The following is a 22,562-nucleotide window of genomic DNA, read 5'->3' as shown; positions in this document are numbered from 1 at the left end:
TTTTCAGAATTCTACATTTTTAATTTTTCATTCTCAATAAAAAAATATTTACTAACCGTATAATATATCGAATATATGGCAGGTGGAAAGGAATCACCACGTCAGAAGATGATCAACATGATGTATCTCGTTCTGACGGCAATGTTGGCACTACAAGTAAGTAATGCTCTCTTGCAAAAATTCCAACTATTAAATAATAGTTTGGAGAGAGCAAACAACGCAGCTAATACCAACAACGAAAAATCAGTAAAAGCAATTGAAAAAGAAATCAGAGAGAAGCCTGGCGGTGTTCAGTACGCCGATGTATTGCAAAAAGCCTTAGAAGTAAGAAAAATTACTTCTGAAATGGATAACTATATTAGTGGTTTGAAACAAGAAATCATTAATGCCGGTGGTGGTCTTGATGCCGAAACTGGTGGTGTAAAGAACCCATCAGAAGAAGAAAAAGTGGCTATCTTAATGGTAGGTGATGCTAAAAATGGTAAAGGCTATGAGTTGAAAAAGAAATTGAATGATTTCGCCGTTACTTTACAAAAATATGCTGCTCCAAACACTAAATTCCCAGAAATAGCTGTTGATGCCTCGCTTGACCCAGCTTTAGCAAAAACCGATGCAATTACTAAAAGTAAAGATTTTGCTGAGTTATACTTTGCTCAAACACCCGTACCAGCCGCTTTGGCAACATTAAGCCAAAAACAATCTGAAGTAAGACGTTTAGAAGGCGATGTTTTAGACTATTTAGCAAGCCAAGTAGGTATCAAAGAAATCAAATTTGATGAGATTTTTGCCGTTGTTATTCCAGATTCTCGTTCGGTAGTTGCTGGTCAGAAATATAAAGCTGAAGTAGCTATTGGAGCATATTCTAAATCAATTACCCCAAGAATCAGCATCAATGGTTCGGCTGTGCCAGTGAAAGATGGCAAAGGTCTTTATGAAATTACTGCCTCAGGTGGTGAATTTGATAAGAATGGTCAATTGAAACGCTCTTATAAGGCAACTGTTTCTTATCCAGCTCCAGATGGTTCAATGAAATCAGTAGAAAAAGAAGAAACTTATACTGTTTTGAAGCCTTCGGTTCAAATCGAAACGGCTACAATGCCAGCTTTATACTTTAAATGTGCCAACCGTTTGGCTACTTATTCTCCGGGCTTAGGTGCTCTTTACAGTCCTACATTTAGTGGTAGTGGTGCAGAGTTTATTCCTGGTGGAAACGGAAAAATTACTATTGTTCCAAATTCAGCTAAAGTAACAATGGACGTAGTAAACAATGGAATTACTTTACAAACTTTCCCTTTCCCTGTTCGTCGTGTTCCTAAACCTACCATAAAAGTACGTGGAATTGATGAAAGAAAAGGTGCTTCTGCATCAGGTTTAAGAACATTAACTATTGATGCCATCGCAGATGAGTCGTTTAAAGCAACCAACCCAGAAGATGCACAATTTAGAGTTGCTGAGTTTGAAGTTAACTTAGCTCGTGGTCCAAGAAGGGTAGGAAATAGCACATATAGTGGAACTGCAAATATTTCTAACCTTGCACAACAAGCACAAGCTGGCGACCGTTATGTAATTGTAGTTAAGCGTGTAGAACGTAAGAATTTCAAAGGTGAAATTGAGTCAGTTGATGTGGGTGAAGTTATCTTCAACATCCCACTGAATTAAAAATAAAACATTGTCAGAATTATGAAGAAATTACAAGGCATGGCTTTTGGTCTCTCATTGATTATCAGCCAGTTTGCAGTAGCTCAAGAAAAGTCAAATAATTATTTGAATCCGCTATCTCTACGCCCTATACATGAAGAAAATGTCATGTTTAAGACAACTCTATGGCGTAGAATTGACCTAAAAGAAAAGCAAAATCAACCACTTTTTTCGAAAGGTAGTGAAATTACAAGACATTTGATTGATGCAGTAAAGGCTGGTTTAATTGAAGCCTATGATAATGATTCATTAACAACAAGACTGACGTTAGAGCAATTCAATGAGCGTTTATTGATAAAAGCAGAAGGTGGTGGTCTATCAGAAGAAGAAAAAGCTGCTGGGTTCTCATCAGGCGGTGATGATGGTTGGGGAGGAGATAGCGGTGGTGCTGCTAAACCTTCCACTGCTGGGGCTGCACCTGCTGCCGCAGATCCTGGTGCTGGTGTAGAAATTTTTGCAAATCAATTATCTATCTTAGAATTAAAAGAAGATTGGATTTTTGATAAGCAACGTTCTCGTCAGTATTTCGATATTCAAACATTGAAATTAATCATTCCAGCTGACCAAACAACCTTAGGTTTTGACCGTCCTGTTTGTGTGTTTAAGTATAAAGAACTTGAGCGTTATTTCCGTAGTAATCCAAAGTGTATTTGGTATAATGCTACTAATGGAGCTGCACACAAAAATTTAGCTGATGCTTTTGAATTGCGTTTATTTCACGGTAAAATTGTTAAAAAAGCAAATGCATTGGATAATTTCTTAGACGATATTTATAAATCTCCACGTGAAGGTATGCTGAAATCAGAACAATTAGAGTACGAATTGATGGAATTCGAGCATAATTTGTGGGAATATTAATAAAGAGATAATAGCAAACGAAGCCCCTGATTTTCAGGGGCTTCGTTTTTATGCACGAATCAGAATCATAATAAAAAAGGGAAGCTAATGGGCCTCCCTTTTCCGTTCTTAATTTATGATTAGAATCTAATTTTGCTTGGTAAATACTTAGCAACTAAGTCTTCGTAGTATGGGCGAAGAGCTTCAGCATCTGGTGGAACTGGTACTTTTGAGTACAGGTCGTAAGGATTAAATTTCTCTACCCATTGGAACATCTTTTGGTCATGTGCTGATAAAAGGTGGTCGTATGCTCCTTCACGGTGTTGAGCGTAGAAAGAATGATAACGAATTGGATAAAGAGCTTCTTCTGGTAAGTAATTCTTCATGATTTGGTATAAATACTCATCATGCCCCCAAGACATCTTTACGTTGTCAAGACCGCAATTTGGTGTGTATATACCATATTTCGTATTAAAACGTTCATCTTTAGAGTCTGGATTTGCATCAAAGAACTCAGGGTAAACGATTTTATCTGAATGTTTACATCCTACTGGGAAAGTATCGCCCACAACAGCCCATTGTGGCTCGCCGAATAAGCAAAGTACTTTACCTAAATCATGTAAAAAGCCCATTAATACAAACCAATCTGGGTGGCCATCAGCTCTGATTGCTTCAGAAGTTTGTAGTAAGTGCTGAAATTGGTCGAGACTTGTATCTGGGTCAGAATCATCAACTAAAGTATTCAAGAAATCAACTGCTTCCCAAATTGACATTTCTCTTTTATCAAACTTTAAAAATTCCTTTTCTTTCTCAACTACAAAATCGTAGGTTTGATAAGTATGGTTTAAGCGATAAAACTCTCTAACAGTATTTACACGCTCAGAATCAACGTAATTACGATATTCTTCTTTTGTTTTCTTTGTTTCTGCATTTTTAGGCTCAGGGTATCTTACGAGTAAGTCGTCCTCCCACTCCTCGATACTTGCCAAAGGTGAAATTTCTTTTTCTGTAAAGTTCATTTTCTGATATGATTTTGAATTATCGAATGCACTAAGAGTTGAAATTGTTTGTAAGTAGGCAACTGTACTTATACTATCAAACAATTCTCATGCAATAAAGTAATAAAATTTATAACTTTTTAAATAAAATTTACGCAAACGTTTGAAATCGTTTCTATAAAAAAGTAGAGACGCTACACAAAAGCGTCTCTACTGAATATCAATGAGATACAAGGTTTAGTATCCTTGATTTTGTTTCAAATAACCCGGTAAGTTAGAAGCCCCATCAATGGCTGTTTGCGGAATCGGGAAGATACGTTTGAGTTTATCTGCATTGGTTTTTTCTGTCCAAGTTCCCTCGTATTTACCAAAGCGAATCATATCCGTACGGCGAAGCATTTCCCAGTAAAATTCAAAACCACGCTCTTTAAATAAAATATCTAAAGACATTGAAGTGAGTGCAGGGGCTGGCTTTGTACGTGCTGCTCTAACAATATTTACATCGGCAAGGGCACTTGCGGCGTCGTTGCTTTTACGAAGTTTTGCTTCTGCACGCATCATGTAAATATCAGCTAAACGGACGATTACGATATCAGCATCTCCGAAATTACGCCCACTTACTGATTTTCTACTAAATTCATATTTCAAAACACGGTATCCTGAGCTGTAATCACTTCCAGCAGTTGAATAATCAACTTTTTCGGTAAAGTTTACAGGTGTGGTAGGGCGGTTACGAGTATCGTTGAAAAGTTTACCAACTTTAAATTTACCATCTGGACATTTTAAAAACACCCCATTTTTTCTAATTAAACCATATTGTTGGCCTCTTAAAATACCACGATTCATGTTGAAATTTACATCAGTTACGCACGAATCTGCTGGATTTGAATACATAGAAATATTCTGACGGTAGAAGCGAGGGTCAACTTCAGAAGGGTCTTTTGGTGAGTATTGATCTACCCAAGTACGATAGAAATCTGGTGTAATTGCTGGACCATCAGTTCCGTTGGCATTTGGATACGCAGGTAATGGGAATTGGTCTCCCGAAAGAGAGAAATAGGCCATACGGTTATGACCGTTCAATTCGGCTCTTTGGTCAACTGCAAAAATTAATTCGGGGTTTGTATGATTATCTGAATTGAAGATTGAGAAATAATCAGCAGCTAATTTATATTGGCCAGAGTTGATGATTTTATCACAATACTCAATTACTTTATCCATCTCATCAGCTTTAAAATTGGCTGTTCCGTAAACATTACGATAAACCGCTGCGTTTAGGTAAAGTCTAGCCAATAAGCCCCAAACTGCACCTTTGGAAAGGCGTCCCGGACCTACGTTTGCGTCTAAGTCTGGTTCTACTGCCAAAAACTCATTTTTGACGTATTGGAAGGCCTCTTCTCCACGTAAGATTTTAGAGGTTTCACCAATATCTTCTTTCACAAATACTAATCCGAATAAATCGAGTGTAAGCATCGAATAATACGCACGCATTCCACGAGCTTCGGCTAAATAAACTTTAGCATTGGCATCTTTCAAAGTAGGCAATGTATTGATTGCTGTAATAGCACGTGACATACCTTGTAGAATGAAATTCCAAGTATTACGCAAATTTGGGTCTGTACTTTGGTAAGTATGTTGGTGCATAGCAATGTAAATACCATTATCACCCCAGTCTGTACCACCACGATAAGGTAAAATGGCTTCATCAGTTGAGATTTCTTGGATAGCAAAATAGTTGGTATGCAAGAAAATATCTGGAAGACGTGCATAAACTGGAGCAATGATACCATCGGCTGCTTGCTTATCGGTAAGTTTAGCTGCAGAAAGGGTTTCATCTAAAACCTCTTCTTTGAGGTCGGTGCAGCCTTCTAGAACAGCAAAGCTACACAGGGCTAATAAAGCATATATTTTCTTTCTCATTGGAGTATTTTTAGGCTATTAGCTGTTAATGTTTGGCTTTTAGTTTTTGTTAAAACTCATTTTGTTTTAAACTAAAAGCTAATAACTAAATGCTAAGAGCAATTTTTTAGAATGAAACATTTAGACCAAAAATGATTGATTTTGCTTTCGGATAGCTCAAATAATCTATACCATAAGAAGAAATACCGTTGATTGTACGGTCTGTATTTACTTCTGGGTCATAGCCATTGTATTTGGTTATCACAAAAAGATTTTGTCCTGTAACTGAAAGGCGTAATGTAGGTATATACTTGTCAATTCCTAAAGCTTTTGTATTAAAGCTATATCCTAAAGCCAAGTTATTAAGGCGTAAGAATGCACCATCTTTCAAGAAACGTGTTGATACAGGAGCGGCATTATTAGTCGATTCGTTAGTGTATTGAACAGCTTCTGGCGTAGTATTGATACCTTTCGACAAACGAAGTTTATAGAAATTGGCATTGGCTGTGTTATCATAGATTTTATTACCACGAACACCGTTGAAGTTTACAACTAAATCGAAACCTTTGTAGCCAATATTTCCAAAGAAGTTGTATTGCATAGTTGGTAAAGCACTTCCTGCAGCAATACGGTCTTTGTCAGTTACGAGGCCATCGCCATCAACATCACGGTAGGTACTTAAACCTTTATCATCAAATCCTGTGAAATCTTTTAAGAAGAATGTACCAATTGGTTCGCCATTGATATAACCATTGATTGTAGCTGATGTAAGACCAGAACCAGAAGCACTTCCAGATGGAATAACTGAGTATGGAGAATTGGTTACTTTATTTCTGATGAAAGTAGTATTTCCACCGATTCCGTAGCTGATTCCGCTCGCAGTTTTCTGACGATAAGCTAATTCGATTTCTAAACCTTTGTTGGTAATATTCATGTCCTTCACATTCGTCCAGAAAGTACCAGCTGGTTGAACTGGGTCAGAAGGAATTACTTCTAGAAGGATATCGCTTGAAACTTTATTGAAATAGTCAACAGCACCCGTTAAAGCACCATTTAAGAAACCAAAATCGAGACCAACGTTAGTCTGTGTAGAAACTTCCCACTGAATATTCGGATTAGCCAAACGGCTATAAGTTGTTCCTGCTGGATAAACAGCTGTGTTATCGAGTGGGTAGCTTGTAGAAGCTGAAACTGTAGAAGTAAACAAGGCCTGAGTGATTTTCGATGGAATCTCTTGATTACCTGTTTGTCCCCAGCCTAAACGAAGTTTCAAATTACTAACTGGTAAGCCTTTCATGAAAGCTTCTTCTGAAATTCTCCAACCTGCGGCAAAAGATGGGAAGACACCATATTTATTATTATTACCAAATTTCGATGAACCATCAGCACGAACAGTAGCTGTAAGCAAATACTTGTCTTTATAACTATAGTTTAATCTTGAGAAAAACGACTGTAATTCGTTTTTAAGGGCATAGCCTGAAGGTTTGTTATTTGCTAGCGTAAGCTCTTGTCCTAACCCTGGGTTATAGATAGGGTCAATATCTGAAATTGGGAATTTATTGATACTTGATGAACGACCTTGCAAGAAAATTCTTTGGTAAGAATGACCCGCCAATGCCGAGAAAGAATGATTATTGAATTGTTTTGAATATGTAAGATAATTTTCGATGAGACTATTGTTATTGGTTATATAGATTGTCTCTAAACGACCATCTTGAAGCGGAACCGCGTTTGGCATTGATACTAAATCACGTACAGAATTTGAATTGTCGATACCGTAATTTAGGCGATAAGTTAAGTCTTTAGTGATTTTGAGCGATGGCGAGATATTACCAATCAAACGATTTGTTTTTGTGAGGTCTTTTTCCAGTTTCAAACTTACAAGTGGGTTTACTAAGTTTGGATAAACCGCAGGGTTACCGTTGGCATCGAGTGCTGGGTAAGTTGGATTTACCGAAATAGCATTTCCAATCATACTACCGATTGGAGGACGCATGTTTTTAGTAAACGTGGCATTAAGGTTTACGTCAACACTTAGGCGGTCTTCCCAGAATTTTTGATTTACATTGATACGACCAGTGTAGCGGTCTAAATCGTTGTTTTTCAAGATACCTTCTTGCTTTTGAGCTCCAAATGAGGCATAATAAGTAAGTTTATTCGAACCACCAGCCAAAGTAAGGTTATGGTTTTGTGTGTAGGCGGTGCGAGTGATTTCTTTTTGCCAATCGGTATTACCTTTCAAGTCTTCCAAAACTCCACCCACGCTTGGTACAGCATTACGGTATTCGTCTGCTGTATAAACAGGTAAAGCACGAGCAATTTCTGAAATACCTAAAGTAGCTGAATAGTTCATTGATGAAGTACCTGCTTTACCTTTTTTAGTGGTAATCAAAACAACGCCGTTAGCTCCACGAGCACCGTAGATGGCAGTAGCTGAGGCATCTTTCAATACATCAATTGTTTCAATATCTTGTGGGTTCAAAAATGTAAGTGGGTTCATCGCTCCACCCGTACCTGAATTATCTAATGCTAATCCATCAACTACAAATAGAGGTGTACTACCTGTACGTACGCCACCAGGACCTCTGATTGAAATATTTTGAGCAGAACCTGGTTCACCACTGGCTGAAGTTACGTTTACACCTGCTACTTTACCTTGTAGGAGCTGCTCAGGTGAGTTGATGATACCTTTATTAAAATCCTCGCTTCTTACTGATTTTACGGCACCGGTTACATCAGTTTTCTTAACTGTACCATAACCTACTACTACAACTTCGCTAAGAGTCTTGGTATCAGCTTGTAAACTTACATTGATTTGCGTTTGGCCTCCAACAGTAATTTCTTGAGGAGTGTAACCTACGTAGCTAAACACAAGCACAGTTTTGCTGTCGGTTACAGCTATCGAATAATCGCCATTCACATCTGTAATAGCACCCTTGGTGCTACCTTTAGCAGAGATACTTACGCCCGGAAGACCACTTCCTGTTTCGGCATCAGTTACTTTGCCTTTTACGGTAATGTCAAGGGTTTTGGGAATGCCATTGGCAAAACCTACATTGACCCCTAAAAAAGTAAGCAATAGTAAAAAAACAGACAGCTTTGTGCGTAAACAAAACAACCTGTATAAAGGTAGTTTTTGATTCATGTTGTAGATAAATTTGCTTTAATTGAGTGTAAATTGAAGGTTGGTTTTAAAAACAAATACAAAAATTGTATTTGAAAGACAGAACATCACATGCTTATTTGTCAGGTAATCATACAATTTGGTTAGAGAGGTTTTCAGATAAAAAGTTATTTTAGAGGTTAATATTTCCTTGTAAATTTGCTTAACGCCTGCAAAACTACGCTATCTTGATTAGGAGAACGTTATCGTAATGTTACGAAAATATTGTCTGAGTCGATAGTTTAGAGATGAGAGTTAAGGAAACTTATTACTGCATTTTAGCAATAAAAAATAAGATATTTCTCATGTATTTTACGCAAACGTTTGAAATTGTTATGCAAACGTTTGAAATCGAAGGAGGAAAGAAGGAGATTTTCATAGTGATGAACGCATCACTATGAAAAATGTAGGTGCTTCTAAGAATCTATGGTTTCTAGTAATTCTGGATTATTAACAAACCTTTTTAACTGTTTAAACAAACGTCCACCGTGTGAAGCATCAATTACTCGGTGGTCGAGGGCTGCCCCAAGCATCAGAATATTACGAGGGACGATTTCGTCATTAACAACCCAAGGTTTTTTACTCACACCTCCTAAAATCAAAACAAAAGCAATATTGGCCGAAGGCATCAAGGCTGGATAACCAATATCTAAACCAATACTACCGATATTTGATAAAATAAACGAACCAAAATTATTGGCCGAAAGACCAAGAGGTGGAATAGATATGCCCAGTGTGGTAGTGATATATCTGATTGTCTGATAAACCCAACCACGCAAAGGCCATGGAATAGCCGCCAGTTTTTCTTTCATTTGCATGGTGGCATTTTCATCTCCTTTATAGGTTTTATTGAGCTCGTTACGTAGTTTTTCAACCGAATTTGATAGTGTAATTTTATCGGCATCGTGTATTTTTACCGAACCCATTTCGCCGCTTTGTAGAAGTACACTTACTGTGGCATTGATTGCTTCGTGTGAGTAAATATTCCCTCTTTTTACATAAGTGTTTAGTTCAGGAATTTCTTTAATGGCCCGAGCAGTAGCCACCATAAAGAAATGTGTGAGCGTAATCTTCACACCAGATTTACGCTTCTCAGCTATGTATTTTTCTAAATCTGTAATATCAATTTCAACCGAACCAAATATTTTTGAATCAACTGGTTTTTTATATATCGTCGAGGCAGTTTTTCGCCAAGAAGTATTCAAAGGGTTATTTTCTTTCATCTAATAGGTTTTGAGTATGCTATGGCAAAGATAGAGCATATCTTCTTATAATGCTATCGAAACAAATGAGGCACGTCAATTTGAAGCGTGCCTCATTTTCTGTAACTTTTATTTCCTTTCTAAAAGTGCCATTACTTCGGCATCACCCATTACGGCATTTGTTGGAAGCGGGTGTTGTGCATCAAAAACTTGTAATTCGGTATGGGTCAAAACCTTATTGACACTTTCATCAACTATACCATTCAACATTACTTTCTGAATATCGAGTTTTAAATATTTAGCTAAAAATGGATAAACTGCTTGGCGTTTTGATGGGCCATAATCGTGTTTTTCGTTGGCGAGATGCACATTCTCTACCTTATCCGCTGCACTAAAATATGAATAAACATTTTTGATGAATGGATACTCCATGTCAGGGGTATTAACTGTCCAATCGCCACCATCCGACACTAAAAGCATAGGTTTTGGAGCAAAAGTAGCAGCAATTTCCACATTAGTTGTTTGAAAATTAGGGCGTTTATGAATAGGCATACCACTTTCGCATACACAACCCCCAAAGAAATAACCAGAAACCATGACCACAGGTACAGAAACCTTTATTCGGTCGTCAAGGGCAGAAAGAATAAAAGTTTGGGTTCCTCCGCCCGATTCGCCCGTCATACCAATACGTTTTTTATCTACATCGGGTAAGCCTAACAAAAATTCAAGAGCGGCTTTGCCGTTAATTATTTGCAGTTTGAGTGCTTTTTCTATCTTGTGCATAGATTGTTTTGAATCGCCCATGCCAATCATATCATACGCAAAAACGGTTGCTCCCATGCGAGCAAGCGTAGCACAACGTTGCTGAGTGTAGGCGGCAAAACGTGGGTCAGTGCCGTGGCCATGCGGACATAAAATTCCTGCATTTTTTCCTTTGGTTGTTTGGGCAGGACGATACAAATTGCCCGTGACATAAATGCCTTCAATGCTTTGAAAAGATACATTTTCTACCGAATATCCATTCAAATCCTTTTTGCTATGAATAACAATATTTGTAGGTTTTGGAAATACGTAATTGCTTAATTCAGCACCATCTAAAATTCCTTGTTTGATTTCTTGGGCGTGCTTTTGCCAAGAAACTTTATCAGAATATCGTTTCGTAAAATCATCGTGGAGGTTTTTGGCATCTTCTGGCGTTAGAAATGCACCTTGGCAAAGGTCAGGTTTTTCGGGATTGTATTGGGCGAAAGCCAACTGTCCCGCAAACAGAAGCGTAAGAGTTAAAAAGGAGGTTTTCATAGATGTTTATAAGGTTAAATAAATTTTAAAGCCAAAGTAATGGGTTTCGGATAGGTAAATTTCTGACTACTTCATCGTTTTTGGGAAAATGCTCCAGTTCTTTCCAACTTTCAAACCAATTTTTATTGCCAAAGTGTTGATAGCCAAATAATAAAAAAGGTTGGGCTACTGGCCATTCTTCCCAGTACATCACATCTTTTGGGTAAGTCCAAAGGCTTTTATTTTCGATGTAAGGATACAGAAACGCAATGGCTTTTTTCATTGAACGGCCATCATCCAACTTAAAATCCCATAAATCATCTTTCGAATCGGTCAAAATTTGGCAAAGAGTGGTCATGGCATCCAAATTAAAAATCGAATATCCATAAGGCTTGGTGCGTTTGAGTTCGAGTGGAAAACTACCATCTTTTTCGAGTTGATTGGGTAGTAAAACTGTTTTAAATCGGGTTTTACAATAATCAATTAAAGCTTGATTTTCGGTCAATTTAGCAAATGATGCTACTTGCATTACCCAACAAGTGCCATGATTGTTTTTGGCTTCTCGTTCATCAATACCATACTGATGAGTGGTAAGCCATGCAAGATATTGAGCAAACCAGTTTTTGATAATTTGCAGATTATTTTTATCTACACTCGCTGCCTTTTGCATGACAATAATTCCTTGTGCAACCTCCATCAGATGAATCGTATCAATAATTCCAATGCCTCTGCCCGTAGCTTTTCCTTTGATGGCTTGGGCATAGAGTAATGAAGGGTTCATAAGCGTATTTTTATCAATAAACCAAGCATTGATGTGTAAAAAAGCGTGTTTTACATACTTTTCATCTTTCGTAATAAGGTATGCAGAGGCTAATGAACCAACAATTTGACTAAAGCGAATCATAGCTTTTCGGTGAGCCACAAAATTATCAGGATTTGTTTGTCCATCACGCTGAATGTATGGCCCATTTGGGTCATCAGGATTTTTCCACCAATAATCACCTTCGGAATAAAAATCATGCAAACCACCTGCCGAACGCTCGCATTGTTCGGCTGTAATGGTGATGGGTTTTTGAGTCATTGCCCAATTGGCTTGAGCAATTATATCTTTCTGCAAAACTCCAATTACTTGATTGGAAAGTTGTTTTTGCCCAAATAAAGTAATGGAGAAAAGATGTAGAAAGATAAAAATATGAACAATTTTCATTTTTAACTATCCTTCAGGGAGTGGGGGTTATGGTTTTACAAAATCTTCACGCATAGGATTAAAGACATCAATCAAAATGCCATCTTCCAAACAAACCGCACCATGAAGTACATCTGAAGGAATAAAATAGACATCGCCTTCTTTCAGAATTTTACTTTCACCAGCAACCGTAATTTCAAAAGCACCGCTTGCCACATAGCTGATTTGTAAATGAGGATGTTTGTGCGTGGTGCCAACTCCTCCTTTTTCGAAAGCAACTTTCACGAGCATAATGTCTTCGTTATACGACATTATTTTTCGTTTGATTTTTGGGTCAACCACTTCCCAAGGAAGTTCGTCATCGGTAACTAAGGTTTTGTTAAATTGTATCATAGTTTCGTAGCACAATTTTCTAAATTGTGTTTATGTTTTTATTTGATAAATGGACAATTCGGAGAATTGTATTACTTAAAAACTTTTTTCAAAAATGTATCAATATACCCAATCGTAGGGTCAAACCAAGGCGAAAGTAAACAAAACGAATGCGGAGAATTTTCAAAAGTATGTACTTCTGAGTAAATGCCAAACGCATCAAGTTTCTTGCGGTAATCTTCACGGCCAGCGTGCATTCTGTCAACTGAACTATTCAAGAAAAGGGTAGGAGGCGTATTTTTACCTGCATACGTAAGTGCCGAGGCTTCGTGCCATAGTTCGGGGTTTTCGTCCTTACTAAATCCAAACCAATAAGTAGCAGCCGAAGTGCTTTTTCGGTCATCTCCTTCGCCAGATTCTGGGTGAATATAGGCCAAAATCCCATCAATATCCACAATAGCATTTGTTTGACTGGAATGTTTCAAATTGCCAATGCTTCCTTCAAATTTTGGTAAATTGTTGGTATTTCCAATGAGTGCCGAAAGCTGCCCACCTGCCGAAAAACCCACGCTGGCAATTTTATTGGTGTCTATGCCGTATTTCTTGGCATTGGCTCGAATCCATCTTAAGGCTGCTTTTAAATCATGTACGGCAGCAGGATAGAGGGCTTCGGTTGAAAGACGATATTCTGCAGTAAAAGTCGCGTAACCTAAAGCTGCCAAGCGTTGAGCCAAAGGAATGTGTTGTGTACGATTGCCTGTACGCCAACCGCCACCATGAATAATCAGAATAGCGGGACGTAGTTTTTTAGACTTCGTTTTTGGGTAGAATGCATCGAGTTGTAAATCTCTCGTGCCAGTATTAGCATAGACAATGTTTCGCTCTTCAATTACATTTTCGGGTGTTTTTTCTGGCACTAAAGTGGCATTTGGGTGCGTTTTTAGGCTGCTTTTCAATGCACTATAATTACTGTATGAAGTATCTCGAACATTCGTGATACCTTTCATGGAAGGCGTTTTACTCCAAAAATCTTGGTATTGGGTTAGTAGTTTTCCTGAGAAAATTTCTTCCTTAGTATATTGCTGAGCTTCTTTTTCACTCAGTTGGTGCGACCATTTTACTCTATTTACCATTTTTGCACCTTCACCTTTCGAACCGTATTCGGCATAGAAAGTTGTTTTTTCAGTTTCTGGTCTGCCCCAATTATTCCAGCCTTCGGGCAAAATATGGCTGTCCATTTCGCAGTTGATGAAAACAGTTTTGGCAAAATCTCGCCACGGTCTGCCCAAATAAACTTTGGTGGCTGCTTTATCGGCCGTTAGTTTACAATCTTTGAAGACATAGCCATAAGTCACCCATTTTGGCGTAGAAGCGGCCGTAACATAACCATCGGTTTTGGAGTGAATATGACAGTTTTCAAACAAAGCCGTTGACGACCCGAAAATAAAATCGACTGTGCCTTCGATATAGCATTTCGAGAAATATTGTCTTGCGTTTTCGCCCGAAGCAAAAATAGTGTCTTGATTTCCCAGAAATTTACAGTTTTCAAATACACAGCGGTCGCCTTCTACGTGCAAAGCAACAGCTTGCCCCACTCTTCCTGCGGTATTTTCGATGGTGAGGTTTTTGAATTTAATATCATTTCCCAACACTTTTAAGGTGTAAGAGTCAAAGGTTTCCATTTTGCCTTTTCCCGAAAAATCATCGTAGCTGATGATGGTACTATCGAGGCTTTCGCCCACAAAAGTGATGTTCGTAAGTGTACTATAAACTTCGAGTTTTTCTTTGTAAATCCCTTTTTTAATTTTGATTGTAATAGGTTTCGGTAAGTAAACTCGCACGGCATTGATGGCATCTTGTATGTAGCGAAAATCGCCACTACCATCTTTGGCTACAACCAAATCATGTTGAACTTTAAGTGCTTGGGCGTAGGTTTGGGTACTGAAGAATAGTGAAGAAACTAAGAGAATACTGAAAAATCGTTTCATTTTATGAGGTTGGCTGATAAAAAGGCTTAAATTACAAATATCGTAAACGCCTCGAAATATGCCTTCATGTAGTGTGGTTTTTATTATTCGTCTGATTCCCCTTTCCCATAAAAATCTTTTTCCTTAACTTTCAAAGTCAATCAACAAATCAATTTTTTACATGAAAAAAGCTATCTTAATTTTACTGGTATGGGCATCGTTTTCATACACGATTTCGGCTCAAACCAACGACCTTTATTTTGCTTCTTACCCAAGTCTTAGTCCCGATGCAAAAACTGCCGTATTTTGTTACGAAGGTGATATTTGGAAGGCCGATTTACCCTCAAAAATAGCTACTCGACTAACCGCAATGGTGGGTAACGAAACTCGCCCGAGAATTTCGCCTGATGGAAAATGGGTGGCATTTTCGGGTGGACAATATGGCAATGCCGATGTATATGTGATGCCCTTAGAAGGTGGAACGATTCGCCAACTAACGTTTCATGATGCGGCTGATTTAGTTGAATCATGGACTTGGGATTCGCAGAGTATTTACCTCACCTCAAGTGCATATAACGGCGGAACAACCTATAAGATTTCTCTCAACGGTGGCACGCCTGTGCGAATTTTTAAGCATTTTTTCAATCGAACGCATAATGTGATTGAGCATCCAAGCTCAGGAGAATTGTTTTTTAATGATACTTGGGAAAGCGATAATCAGGCATACCGCAAAGGCTACAAAGGCGAATTTAATCCTGATATTCAATCTTATAATCTCAAAACTAAAGCCTACAAACGTTACACTGAATATAACGGAAAAGATTTTTGGACAACCATTGACCGCTCTGGAAAAATCTATTTTGTATCAGATGAAGGAAATAGCGAGTATAATCTCTACACATTTGAAGGTTCAAAAAAGACTGCTCTCACAAACTTCAAAGATGCCATCAAACGCCCGCAAGTAAGTGCCAATGGCGAAAAAGTAATTTTTGAGAAAGATTATCAGTTGTTTTTGTATGATGTTTCGAGCAAAAAGACGCAACCTTTGCAACTTACGCTCAACAGAAATCTTACTTTGCCGAAAGCACAAGATTTTAATGTAAAAGGAAATGTTACCGATTTTGATGTAGCTCCCGATGGTAAGAAAATGGCATTTAGTTCACGTGGACAATTGTTTGTTTCTGACCTCGAAGGCAAGTTTGTTAGACAACTTAATACCAAAGTTGATGGTCGAGTTTTGGAAGTAAAATGGTTGTCAGATAGTAAGACTTTGATTTTTAATCAAACTGTGAATGGTTATCAGAATTGGTTTTCAATCGCTGCTGACGGAAAAGGGATAGAAAAACAATTGACCAATGATTTAAGAAATAACCGAGATTTAACGCTCAACAAAGACCGAACTTTGGGCGTATTTTTGAGTGGAAGAGATGAGATAAAAACGATTGATTTGAAGGCTTTTACTATAAAAACGATTGCCAAAGAAGAGATTTGGGGCTTTCAAAACTCGAAACCGTACATTTCGCCCAATGACGAATATGTAGTTTTTATGGCGAAAAAGAACTTCGAGGGTGAACTTTTTCTTCATAATTTAATCAAAAACCAAACGATTAATTTGACAAATACGGGCATAACCGAAGAAAATCCGTATTGGTCGCCTGATGGCAAATACCTTTATTTTGCTTCAAATCGTACAAAAGCGAGTTATCCGTTTGGACTTGACAAAGAGCGAATTTATCGTTTACCATTGAGTAAAATTGAAGCACCGTTTAAGTCGGATAAATTCAATGATTTATTCAAAACTGCCGAGAAAAAAACAGATGATAAAGCTAAAACTGATACCACTAAAACAAAGAAAATCGAGCCGATGGTCATTGATTTTGAAGGTTTAATGGAACGAATGGAAGCAATTAGTCCAAGCAACGGCTCGGCTGATTCGCCAATTGTTATTCAGAAAGATACCAAAACTTTTGTGATTTATCCATCCGACCACGTTGACGGCAAAAATAATCTTTACAAGACAACCATTGAGCCTTTCACGCCAAATAAAACTGAAAAAATAGATGGAGCAGATGCCTCAAGCACGAATATCGTGCAAGCTGATGGTAAATATTATGCCTTAATAAATGGCACAATTTGTAAGCTCAATTTAGATGGAAATAAGGCGGATAAAATTGATATAAGTTTTACATTCCGTAAAGACTTCAATGCTGAGTTTAAGCAAATGTTCTACGAAACATGGGCAAATGTCGGAGAGAATTTCTACAACGAAGCCCTCAATAATCTCAATTGGGAAGGTATAAAGAAAAAGTATGAGGCATTTTTACCTTATATCAATACCCGTGCCGATTTCCGTACGATGCTCAATGATATGTTAGGCGAATTGAATGCTTCGCATACAGGTTTTTCGAGTTTTGGTTCGGAAGAAAATACTTTCTTCAAAACAACCACTTTGGCAACGGGAATTATGTTTGAAGAAGAAAATCCGTACAAAGTAAAGTACATTGTGAAGAAATCGGCGGCCGATAAAGCAGGCAAAGGAGTGGCAGCGGGCGATGTTCTTACTAAGGTGAACGGCGAAAGTATTGATACGAAACAAAACCGTGATTTTTACTTCCAAAAACCATCAATGGATGATGAAATTGAATTGACTTTTGCCCGAAAAGATAGCTCGTTTTCAGTGAAAATTCATCCACAAAGTTCGGGTTCTTTAGCGAGTAATTTATATGATGAGTGGATTCAGTGGAACCAAAATTACGTAGATGCCAAAAGTAAAAAACGAATCGCCTACGCTCACATGCGAAATATGGGAAATGAAGAATTGGAGAAGTTTCTGATTGATATGACTTCGGAAGGCTATAACCGTGAAGGGTTGATTTTTGATTTACGCTATAATACAGGTGGAAATGTACATGATTTGGTGTTGAATTTCTTGGCTCAAAAGCCTTATTTGAAGTGGAAATACCGTGAAGGAAAGTTTACGATTCAACCAAATTTTGCTCCTGCTGCCAAACCATTGGTTTTGTTAATCAATGAGCAATCTTTGAGTGATGCTGAAATGACAGCCCAAGGTTTCAAACAACTGCAACTGGGTAAAATTATCGGCACAGAAACCTATCGTTGGATAATTTTTACTTCGGGTAAAAGTTTAGTTGATGGCTCGTTTTATCGTTTACCTGCGTGGGGCTGCTATACGCTCGATGGCAAGAATATTGAAACAGAAGGTGTGAAACCAGATATTTATATCAAGCAAACATTCAAAGACCGTCTCGAAGATAAAGACCCACAGTTGGATAAAGCGATTGAAGAAATTTTGAAAGGTTTGTAACACAATTTTCTAAATTGTGCTTAATTATATGAAGAAGTGAAGTATATAATTCGAAAGAGAATTGTGCTACGAACCACCTTCTTATGAACAAAATACACTTCATTTCATAGAGAGATATTTTGAAAGGATAGTAACAAAATTTTCTAAATTGCGTCTAAATGAAAACCACATAGAAAATACACAATTCGGAGAATTGTGGTACTATATGAGAACTTCTTTTCATAAACGTAATTTACCTCATATTCAACCACTTGGAGGAACATTTTTTGTGACCTATAACTTAGCAGGGAGTATTCCGAGAGACGTGTTAGATCAATGGAAGGCTGAATACGTTGAAGAAAAAACGAAGATTATGCAGTTTTCTAAAGATATTGAGAATGATTTAGAACGACTCGGTAAATTAGATTTTGCGAAGAGAGATAAGTTTTTGGACACTTATGATGGTGGTAATCATTTTTTGAAATCTGATACTTTGGCTAAGATAGTAGCTGATACATTACATTATTGGGATGAAAAGCGACTTGAATTGTACTGTTATTGTATTATGTCAAATCATGTGCATACCGTTTTTCGACTTTATGGTGAAGAAGAAATTGCAGGGAAGCCAGTTTATCTCGAACAGATAATGCACTCAATTAAGCTTTATTCGGCGTCGAAATGTAATCAGTTACTGGGTTTAGAAGGTGCTTTTTGGCAGCATGAAAGCTATGATAGATTGGTAAGGAATGATGAGGAACTTCGTCGAATTATGACATATGTTTTGCAAAACCCTGTAAAAGCAGGGCTTTGCAAACAAATGTCGGACTGGAAATGGTCTTTTATAAAACCAGAGTATAATGATATAATGTAATACAATTCTCCGAATTGTCTGTAAGCACAATTTGGAAAATTGTGTTACTTCACAACTTTCATAACACCATTCATGATACTCCAGTGACCTGGGAAGGTACACACAAATGGATAATCACCAACTTGAGTTGGGGCGGTAAATTTCAAACGATACGTTTCACCTGCATTAACGAGTGGCGTAGAAAACAACACTTGTGGAATAGCAGGAACATAGTTTTTCTCAACTGCATCTTTCTGCGTAATCATTTTATTGGCAGCATTTCCAATGATTTCAAGACTTTTTGGCTTACCAATTACCAAATTGTGTTGCATGGCATCGGGGTTTTCGAGAACCAAAATAATGGTTTTTCCTGCTGGTACTGAAAACTCTTTTTTGTCAAATTTCATTGCTTCTACCACAGTCTTGATGTTGATGACGATGGCATCTTTTTCTGCTTCGCTGGCCGAGTTTTTCAAGTTCCAAGCCTGCATCAACTTATTGATTCTTGTCAAATTATCATCGCTCAATTTACTGCTTAGACTCGCCATAAATTCTTGATTAGCAGCGTTTACAGTTCCTTTTTTACGAGGATTCCAACCACTTGATAAACCTTTTAATAATGCAGCGTTTTCGGTACTTGGCAGTTTATCCCACAATTTCAAAAGTGCCACAATCGAATCGGGTGCTGAAACCGAAGCATAACTACGAGCCGCTCTTTCGAGGGCAAAAGTGCTGAGTTTTTGTGCTTGTTGGTAGGTTACTTTTTTCACGAAAGTATTATTTCTTTCGTTGCCTTCCGCAATTTTGTTTTCTTCATCAACCATCACCGTGAAAGTATATTCACCTGCCAAATCGGTTGAGTAACCAAAATCTCCCGACCAAGGGCCGTTGGTATTTTTGCTAATCGTAACGGTTTCGTTTGGTGCAATGCCAGAAGTATGAACTTTACTCCAAACCGTTGATTTTTGTCCTACGCCTGTAATATCAATTTTGAGAGAAGCAACTTGTCCCTTTTTCAACGAATCCGTTCCGTTGTTTTTTACTTCTACAAAATATCTCATACCTTCACGCACAAACGGAGAAGCTGGTTCGGTACGCACATTTGTAATTACTAAATCGACAGAGTTCTGAGTGTTGAGTTCTGAGTTCTGAGTTGGGGCTGACGCACTTGTAGCATTCTCTGTTTTTGAAGGCATTGAATGATTCATCATCGAATGGTCGTGCGACATTGCTGCTGGTTTAGGAGCTGAAGCAAGATTACGTAGATATTTCTTCAAAAGTACTGATTTATGGCTTGTTAAAGCAGTTGCAAACGCATCTGGAAGCCAGCGGTCGGTGGCCTCCGTTGCTTGTTCGATGCGTGTTAAAAGAGCTTTCTCTGACGCTGTTGTCAATGGCATTTGGTTGAGTGCCAAAACACTATTCAAGATAACCAAAGGCTCTTTATCGTTCAATAAATTGTTTTTCAAGATAATATCAACCGACTTTGCATTAGTTGGTAAAACCTGTACAGCATTTTTACGAACAGCCCACGATTGATGCTTCAATGCTCCAATCGCTGCTTGCAATGCCGCAGGGTTTTTATCAATCGCACCTAAGCCTTTCAATGTCCAAAGAGCATGAATTACTGCTGTATTTAGTCCAAGTTCATCAACTGATGGGTCATTTACGAGTGCAATTAAAGCTGGAACAACGTCGGTGTTTCCACGTTCAACCAATAAGCGTTGAGCATGGTTTCTCCAAAACATATTGTCGTTTTTGAGGGCTTTAAGTAAACCATCTTTGTCGTTTTTGCTGAGTGTAATTGGCTGATAAGCAGGAGCATTTTTGTAGCCAACACGGTAAATACGTCCGTGTGTGAAATCTCTCAAATCTGTATCGTAGGCATTTCCTTGACCATTAGAGAAACCTTGTGGTGTTGGATTGTGCTGAATGATAAAACTATACCAATCGGCTACCCAAACGGCTCCATCAGGTCCCACTTCAGCAAATACTGGAGAGAACCATTCATCAGCACCTGCCATTAGATTAAATGACTCTTTATCCTCATAGTTAGTTCCTTTTTTAACCATCATGTTTTGGTGCAGAATATGACCCGTTGGCTCGGCAACAAACGCAATCTGATTCCAATAGTTTTTCGGGAATGCACGAGCCGTATAGAAATTATGTCCAGCCGCTGCCGTAAAACCACCAAAGACATCCACTTGACGCACTTTTTCGGTGATAGGTTTCATATCCTTGTGGGTATCGGTGCTACGACTTCCATTATCACCATTAAAACCTGGATTTAAGAAATTTTGGTGTGGAATAGCCATATACCAACCGTGTGAGTTATTAGCCGTAGAGCCAAATACATCACCTGCTTCGTTGAAGCCCATGCCCCAAGTATTATTTGAAGTACTGGTTGTCCATTCCATTTTTGAACCATCAGGCTTGAAGCGGAAAAATGCTTGTCCAAACTTTAAACTATCAGCACCAACTTTGCCATTAAAGCCGGAGTAACCCACACATCCCCAAATCCAATTATCGAAACCGTAGTGTAAGTTTGATGGTCCAGCGTGTGTATCGCCTGTGCCAAATCCTGTAAAAAGAATTTTCTTTTCATCGGCTTTGTCATCGCCATCAGTATCTCTCAATAGCAACATGTGTGGAGCTTGTGATATAATCAAACCACCATTGGCAAACACCATACCTGTTGGAATACTTAATCCCTCGGCAAAACGTGTAAATTTATCGGCTTTGCCATCTTTGTTGGTATCTTCACAAATTAAGATATAATCACTACCGCCCGATTCCTTGCGTTCGTTCGGATAATCTTTTGTGATTAATACATACAAACGACCTTTTTCGTCCCAACTCATCGCAATTGGGTGCATTACGTTTGGCTCGGCTGCAAATAAACTCAAATCAAAATCAGCAGGAACTTGAATATGCTTCATTGATTCTTCTGGCGAAAGAGCTAACTGTTGTAATTGTACTCCTGGGCGTTTTTCGTAGTTTGGAAGTTTAGCTTCTCTATATTGAAAAGGCTTAGGATTTAAGGCCGTGTGTGCTGCACGAGCTTCGTCATTTACTGCCCAAAGAATACCGTTTTCAATTAATTTCTGGAAATTAACGTCGTTCCAAGTGCGTTCATCATGGCCGTAAGCTGTATAAAATACACGTCCTTTTCCGTGTGTGCGTGTCCAAGTATAAGGCTCGGTTTTAGTATCAGGCTTATCTTTTGCTTGGTCAGCTTTAATTTCACGAGTTTGCAAAACATTATTATCTGCTTGCAATTGGCTGTGAAGATAGGTTTCATCGTAAGTACGAATTGTTCCTAAATTCTTTAAAATGATATGGTTTTGTTGAACATTTGTTACTTGAATCGTATCCATTCGGTGTCTCCAAAATTGTCCTCCTACCATTTTTACATATTCAGGTGAATTTCGGAAACAATAAGAGGCACAGTGAATTGGTAAAAGACCTTTTCCTGACGCTACATAGTCGAGTAGAGCTTTTTCAGCCGCTGGCGTGATTTCATCCCAGTTGGCAAAAATCATTAAAGCATCATACTTTGATAAATTTTGAGCATTGATATCCTCCAGTTTATCAGTATAAGTAAAGTTGATGCCTTTATTGCCCAATGCCGCCATGATTGTCGGAACTCGCTCAATGGGTTTATGATGCCCATTATCGCCAAGGAAAAGAATTTCGAGTCTTCTGCCAGTTTGGGCGAATATGCTCGAAAATGAGAGCATAAATGTTAGAAATAAAACGATTTTTTTCATTTGATTTTTAATTGGATAGGGTAGAATGGTATCCTATG

General features: G+C 38.1%; 13 protein-coding genes. 4 read left to right on the top strand and 9 right to left on the bottom strand.

From position 1 onward, the window contains the following. Positions 1-75: 75 nt before the first annotated feature. Both porM and porN read left to right on the top strand, forming a co-directional pair. A complete protein-coding gene (gene porM / locus EMTOL_RS04795; RefSeq protein ID WP_015028147.1) occupies positions 76-1,659 on the top strand; it encodes a type IX secretion system motor protein PorM/GldM in 1,584 nt (527 codons plus the stop codon). A 21-nt stretch (positions 1,660-1,680) separates the two neighbouring features. Then, complete coding sequence (gene porN, locus EMTOL_RS04790) at positions 1,681-2,556, top strand: type IX secretion system ring subunit PorN/GldN (RefSeq protein WP_015028146.1); 876 nt, start codon at positions 1,681-1,683, stop codon at positions 2,554-2,556. Between the two features lie 119 nt (positions 2,557-2,675). On the opposite strand, the gene EMTOL_RS04785 is transcribed toward porN, so the two are convergent. The 8 genes from EMTOL_RS04785 to EMTOL_RS04750 form a co-directional block, all read right to left on the bottom strand. Then, a complete protein-coding gene (locus EMTOL_RS04785; protein WP_041693911.1) occupies positions 2,676-3,554 on the bottom strand; it encodes an inositol oxygenase family protein in 879 nt (292 codons plus the stop codon). A 216-nt stretch (positions 3,555-3,770) separates the two neighbouring features. Beyond that, positions 3,771-5,453, bottom strand: coding sequence for a RagB/SusD family nutrient uptake outer membrane protein (locus EMTOL_RS04780; RefSeq protein ID WP_015028144.1), 1,683 nt, complete (start codon positions 5,451-5,453; stop codon positions 3,771-3,773). 106 nt (positions 5,454-5,559) lie between these two features. Then, entirely contained in the window at positions 5,560-8,577 is a 3,018-nt protein-coding gene (locus EMTOL_RS04775; RefSeq protein ID WP_015028143.1) for a SusC/RagA family TonB-linked outer membrane protein, read from the bottom strand. 434 nt (positions 8,578-9,011) lie between these two features. Beyond that, positions 9,012-9,818, bottom strand: coding sequence for a 2-oxo acid dehydrogenase subunit E2 (locus EMTOL_RS04770; protein ID WP_015028142.1), 807 nt, complete (start codon positions 9,816-9,818; stop codon positions 9,012-9,014). Between the two features lie 108 nt (positions 9,819-9,926). Further along, positions 9,927-11,096, bottom strand: coding sequence for an alpha/beta hydrolase family protein (locus EMTOL_RS04765; RefSeq protein WP_015028141.1), 1,170 nt, complete (start codon positions 11,094-11,096; stop codon positions 9,927-9,929). A 25-nt stretch (positions 11,097-11,121) separates the two neighbouring features. Next, positions 11,122-12,282 carry an alginate lyase family protein gene (locus EMTOL_RS04760; RefSeq protein WP_015028140.1) on the bottom strand — a complete coding sequence of 387 codons (1,161 nt, stop codon included), beginning with the start codon at positions 12,280-12,282 and terminating at the stop codon, positions 11,122-11,124. Positions 12,283-12,309: 27 nt separating this feature from the next. Beyond that, positions 12,310-12,654, bottom strand: a complete 345-nt coding sequence (locus EMTOL_RS04755) for a cupin domain-containing protein (RefSeq protein WP_015028139.1) — start codon at positions 12,652-12,654, stop codon at positions 12,310-12,312. A 71-nt stretch (positions 12,655-12,725) separates the two neighbouring features. Next, positions 12,726-14,621, bottom strand: coding sequence for a pectinesterase family protein (locus EMTOL_RS04750; RefSeq protein WP_015028138.1), 1,896 nt, complete (start codon positions 14,619-14,621; stop codon positions 12,726-12,728). A 160-nt stretch (positions 14,622-14,781) separates the two neighbouring features. Here EMTOL_RS04750 and EMTOL_RS04745 point away from each other — a divergent pair, with 160 nt between their 5' ends. Both EMTOL_RS04745 and EMTOL_RS04740 read left to right on the top strand, forming a co-directional pair. Next, positions 14,782-17,925 (top strand): S41 family peptidase, encoded by a 3,144-nt coding sequence (locus EMTOL_RS04745; RefSeq protein WP_015028137.1) that lies wholly within the window; start codon positions 14,782-14,784, stop codon positions 17,923-17,925. A gap of 205 nt (positions 17,926-18,130) precedes the next feature. Further along, positions 18,131-18,775 carry a transposase gene (locus EMTOL_RS04740; protein WP_041693909.1) on the top strand — a complete coding sequence of 215 codons (645 nt, stop codon included), beginning with the start codon at positions 18,131-18,133 and terminating at the stop codon, positions 18,773-18,775. A gap of 44 nt (positions 18,776-18,819) precedes the next feature. Here the strand turns inward: EMTOL_RS04740 and EMTOL_RS04735 are convergent, their stop codons facing one another. Beyond that, positions 18,820-22,494 carry a PVC-type heme-binding CxxCH protein gene (locus tag EMTOL_RS04735; RefSeq protein WP_305953287.1) on the bottom strand — a complete coding sequence of 1,225 codons (3,675 nt, stop codon included), beginning with the start codon at positions 22,492-22,494 and terminating at the stop codon, positions 18,820-18,822. Between the last annotated feature and the right edge of the window lie 68 nt (positions 22,495-22,562).

Origin of the sequence: Emticicia oligotrophica DSM 17448, assembly GCF_000263195.1 — a bacterium.
Taxonomy (GTDB): domain Bacteria; phylum Bacteroidota; class Bacteroidia; order Cytophagales; family Spirosomataceae; genus Emticicia; species Emticicia oligotrophica.
This window is presented reverse-complemented; position numbering and strand designations above follow the sequence as displayed.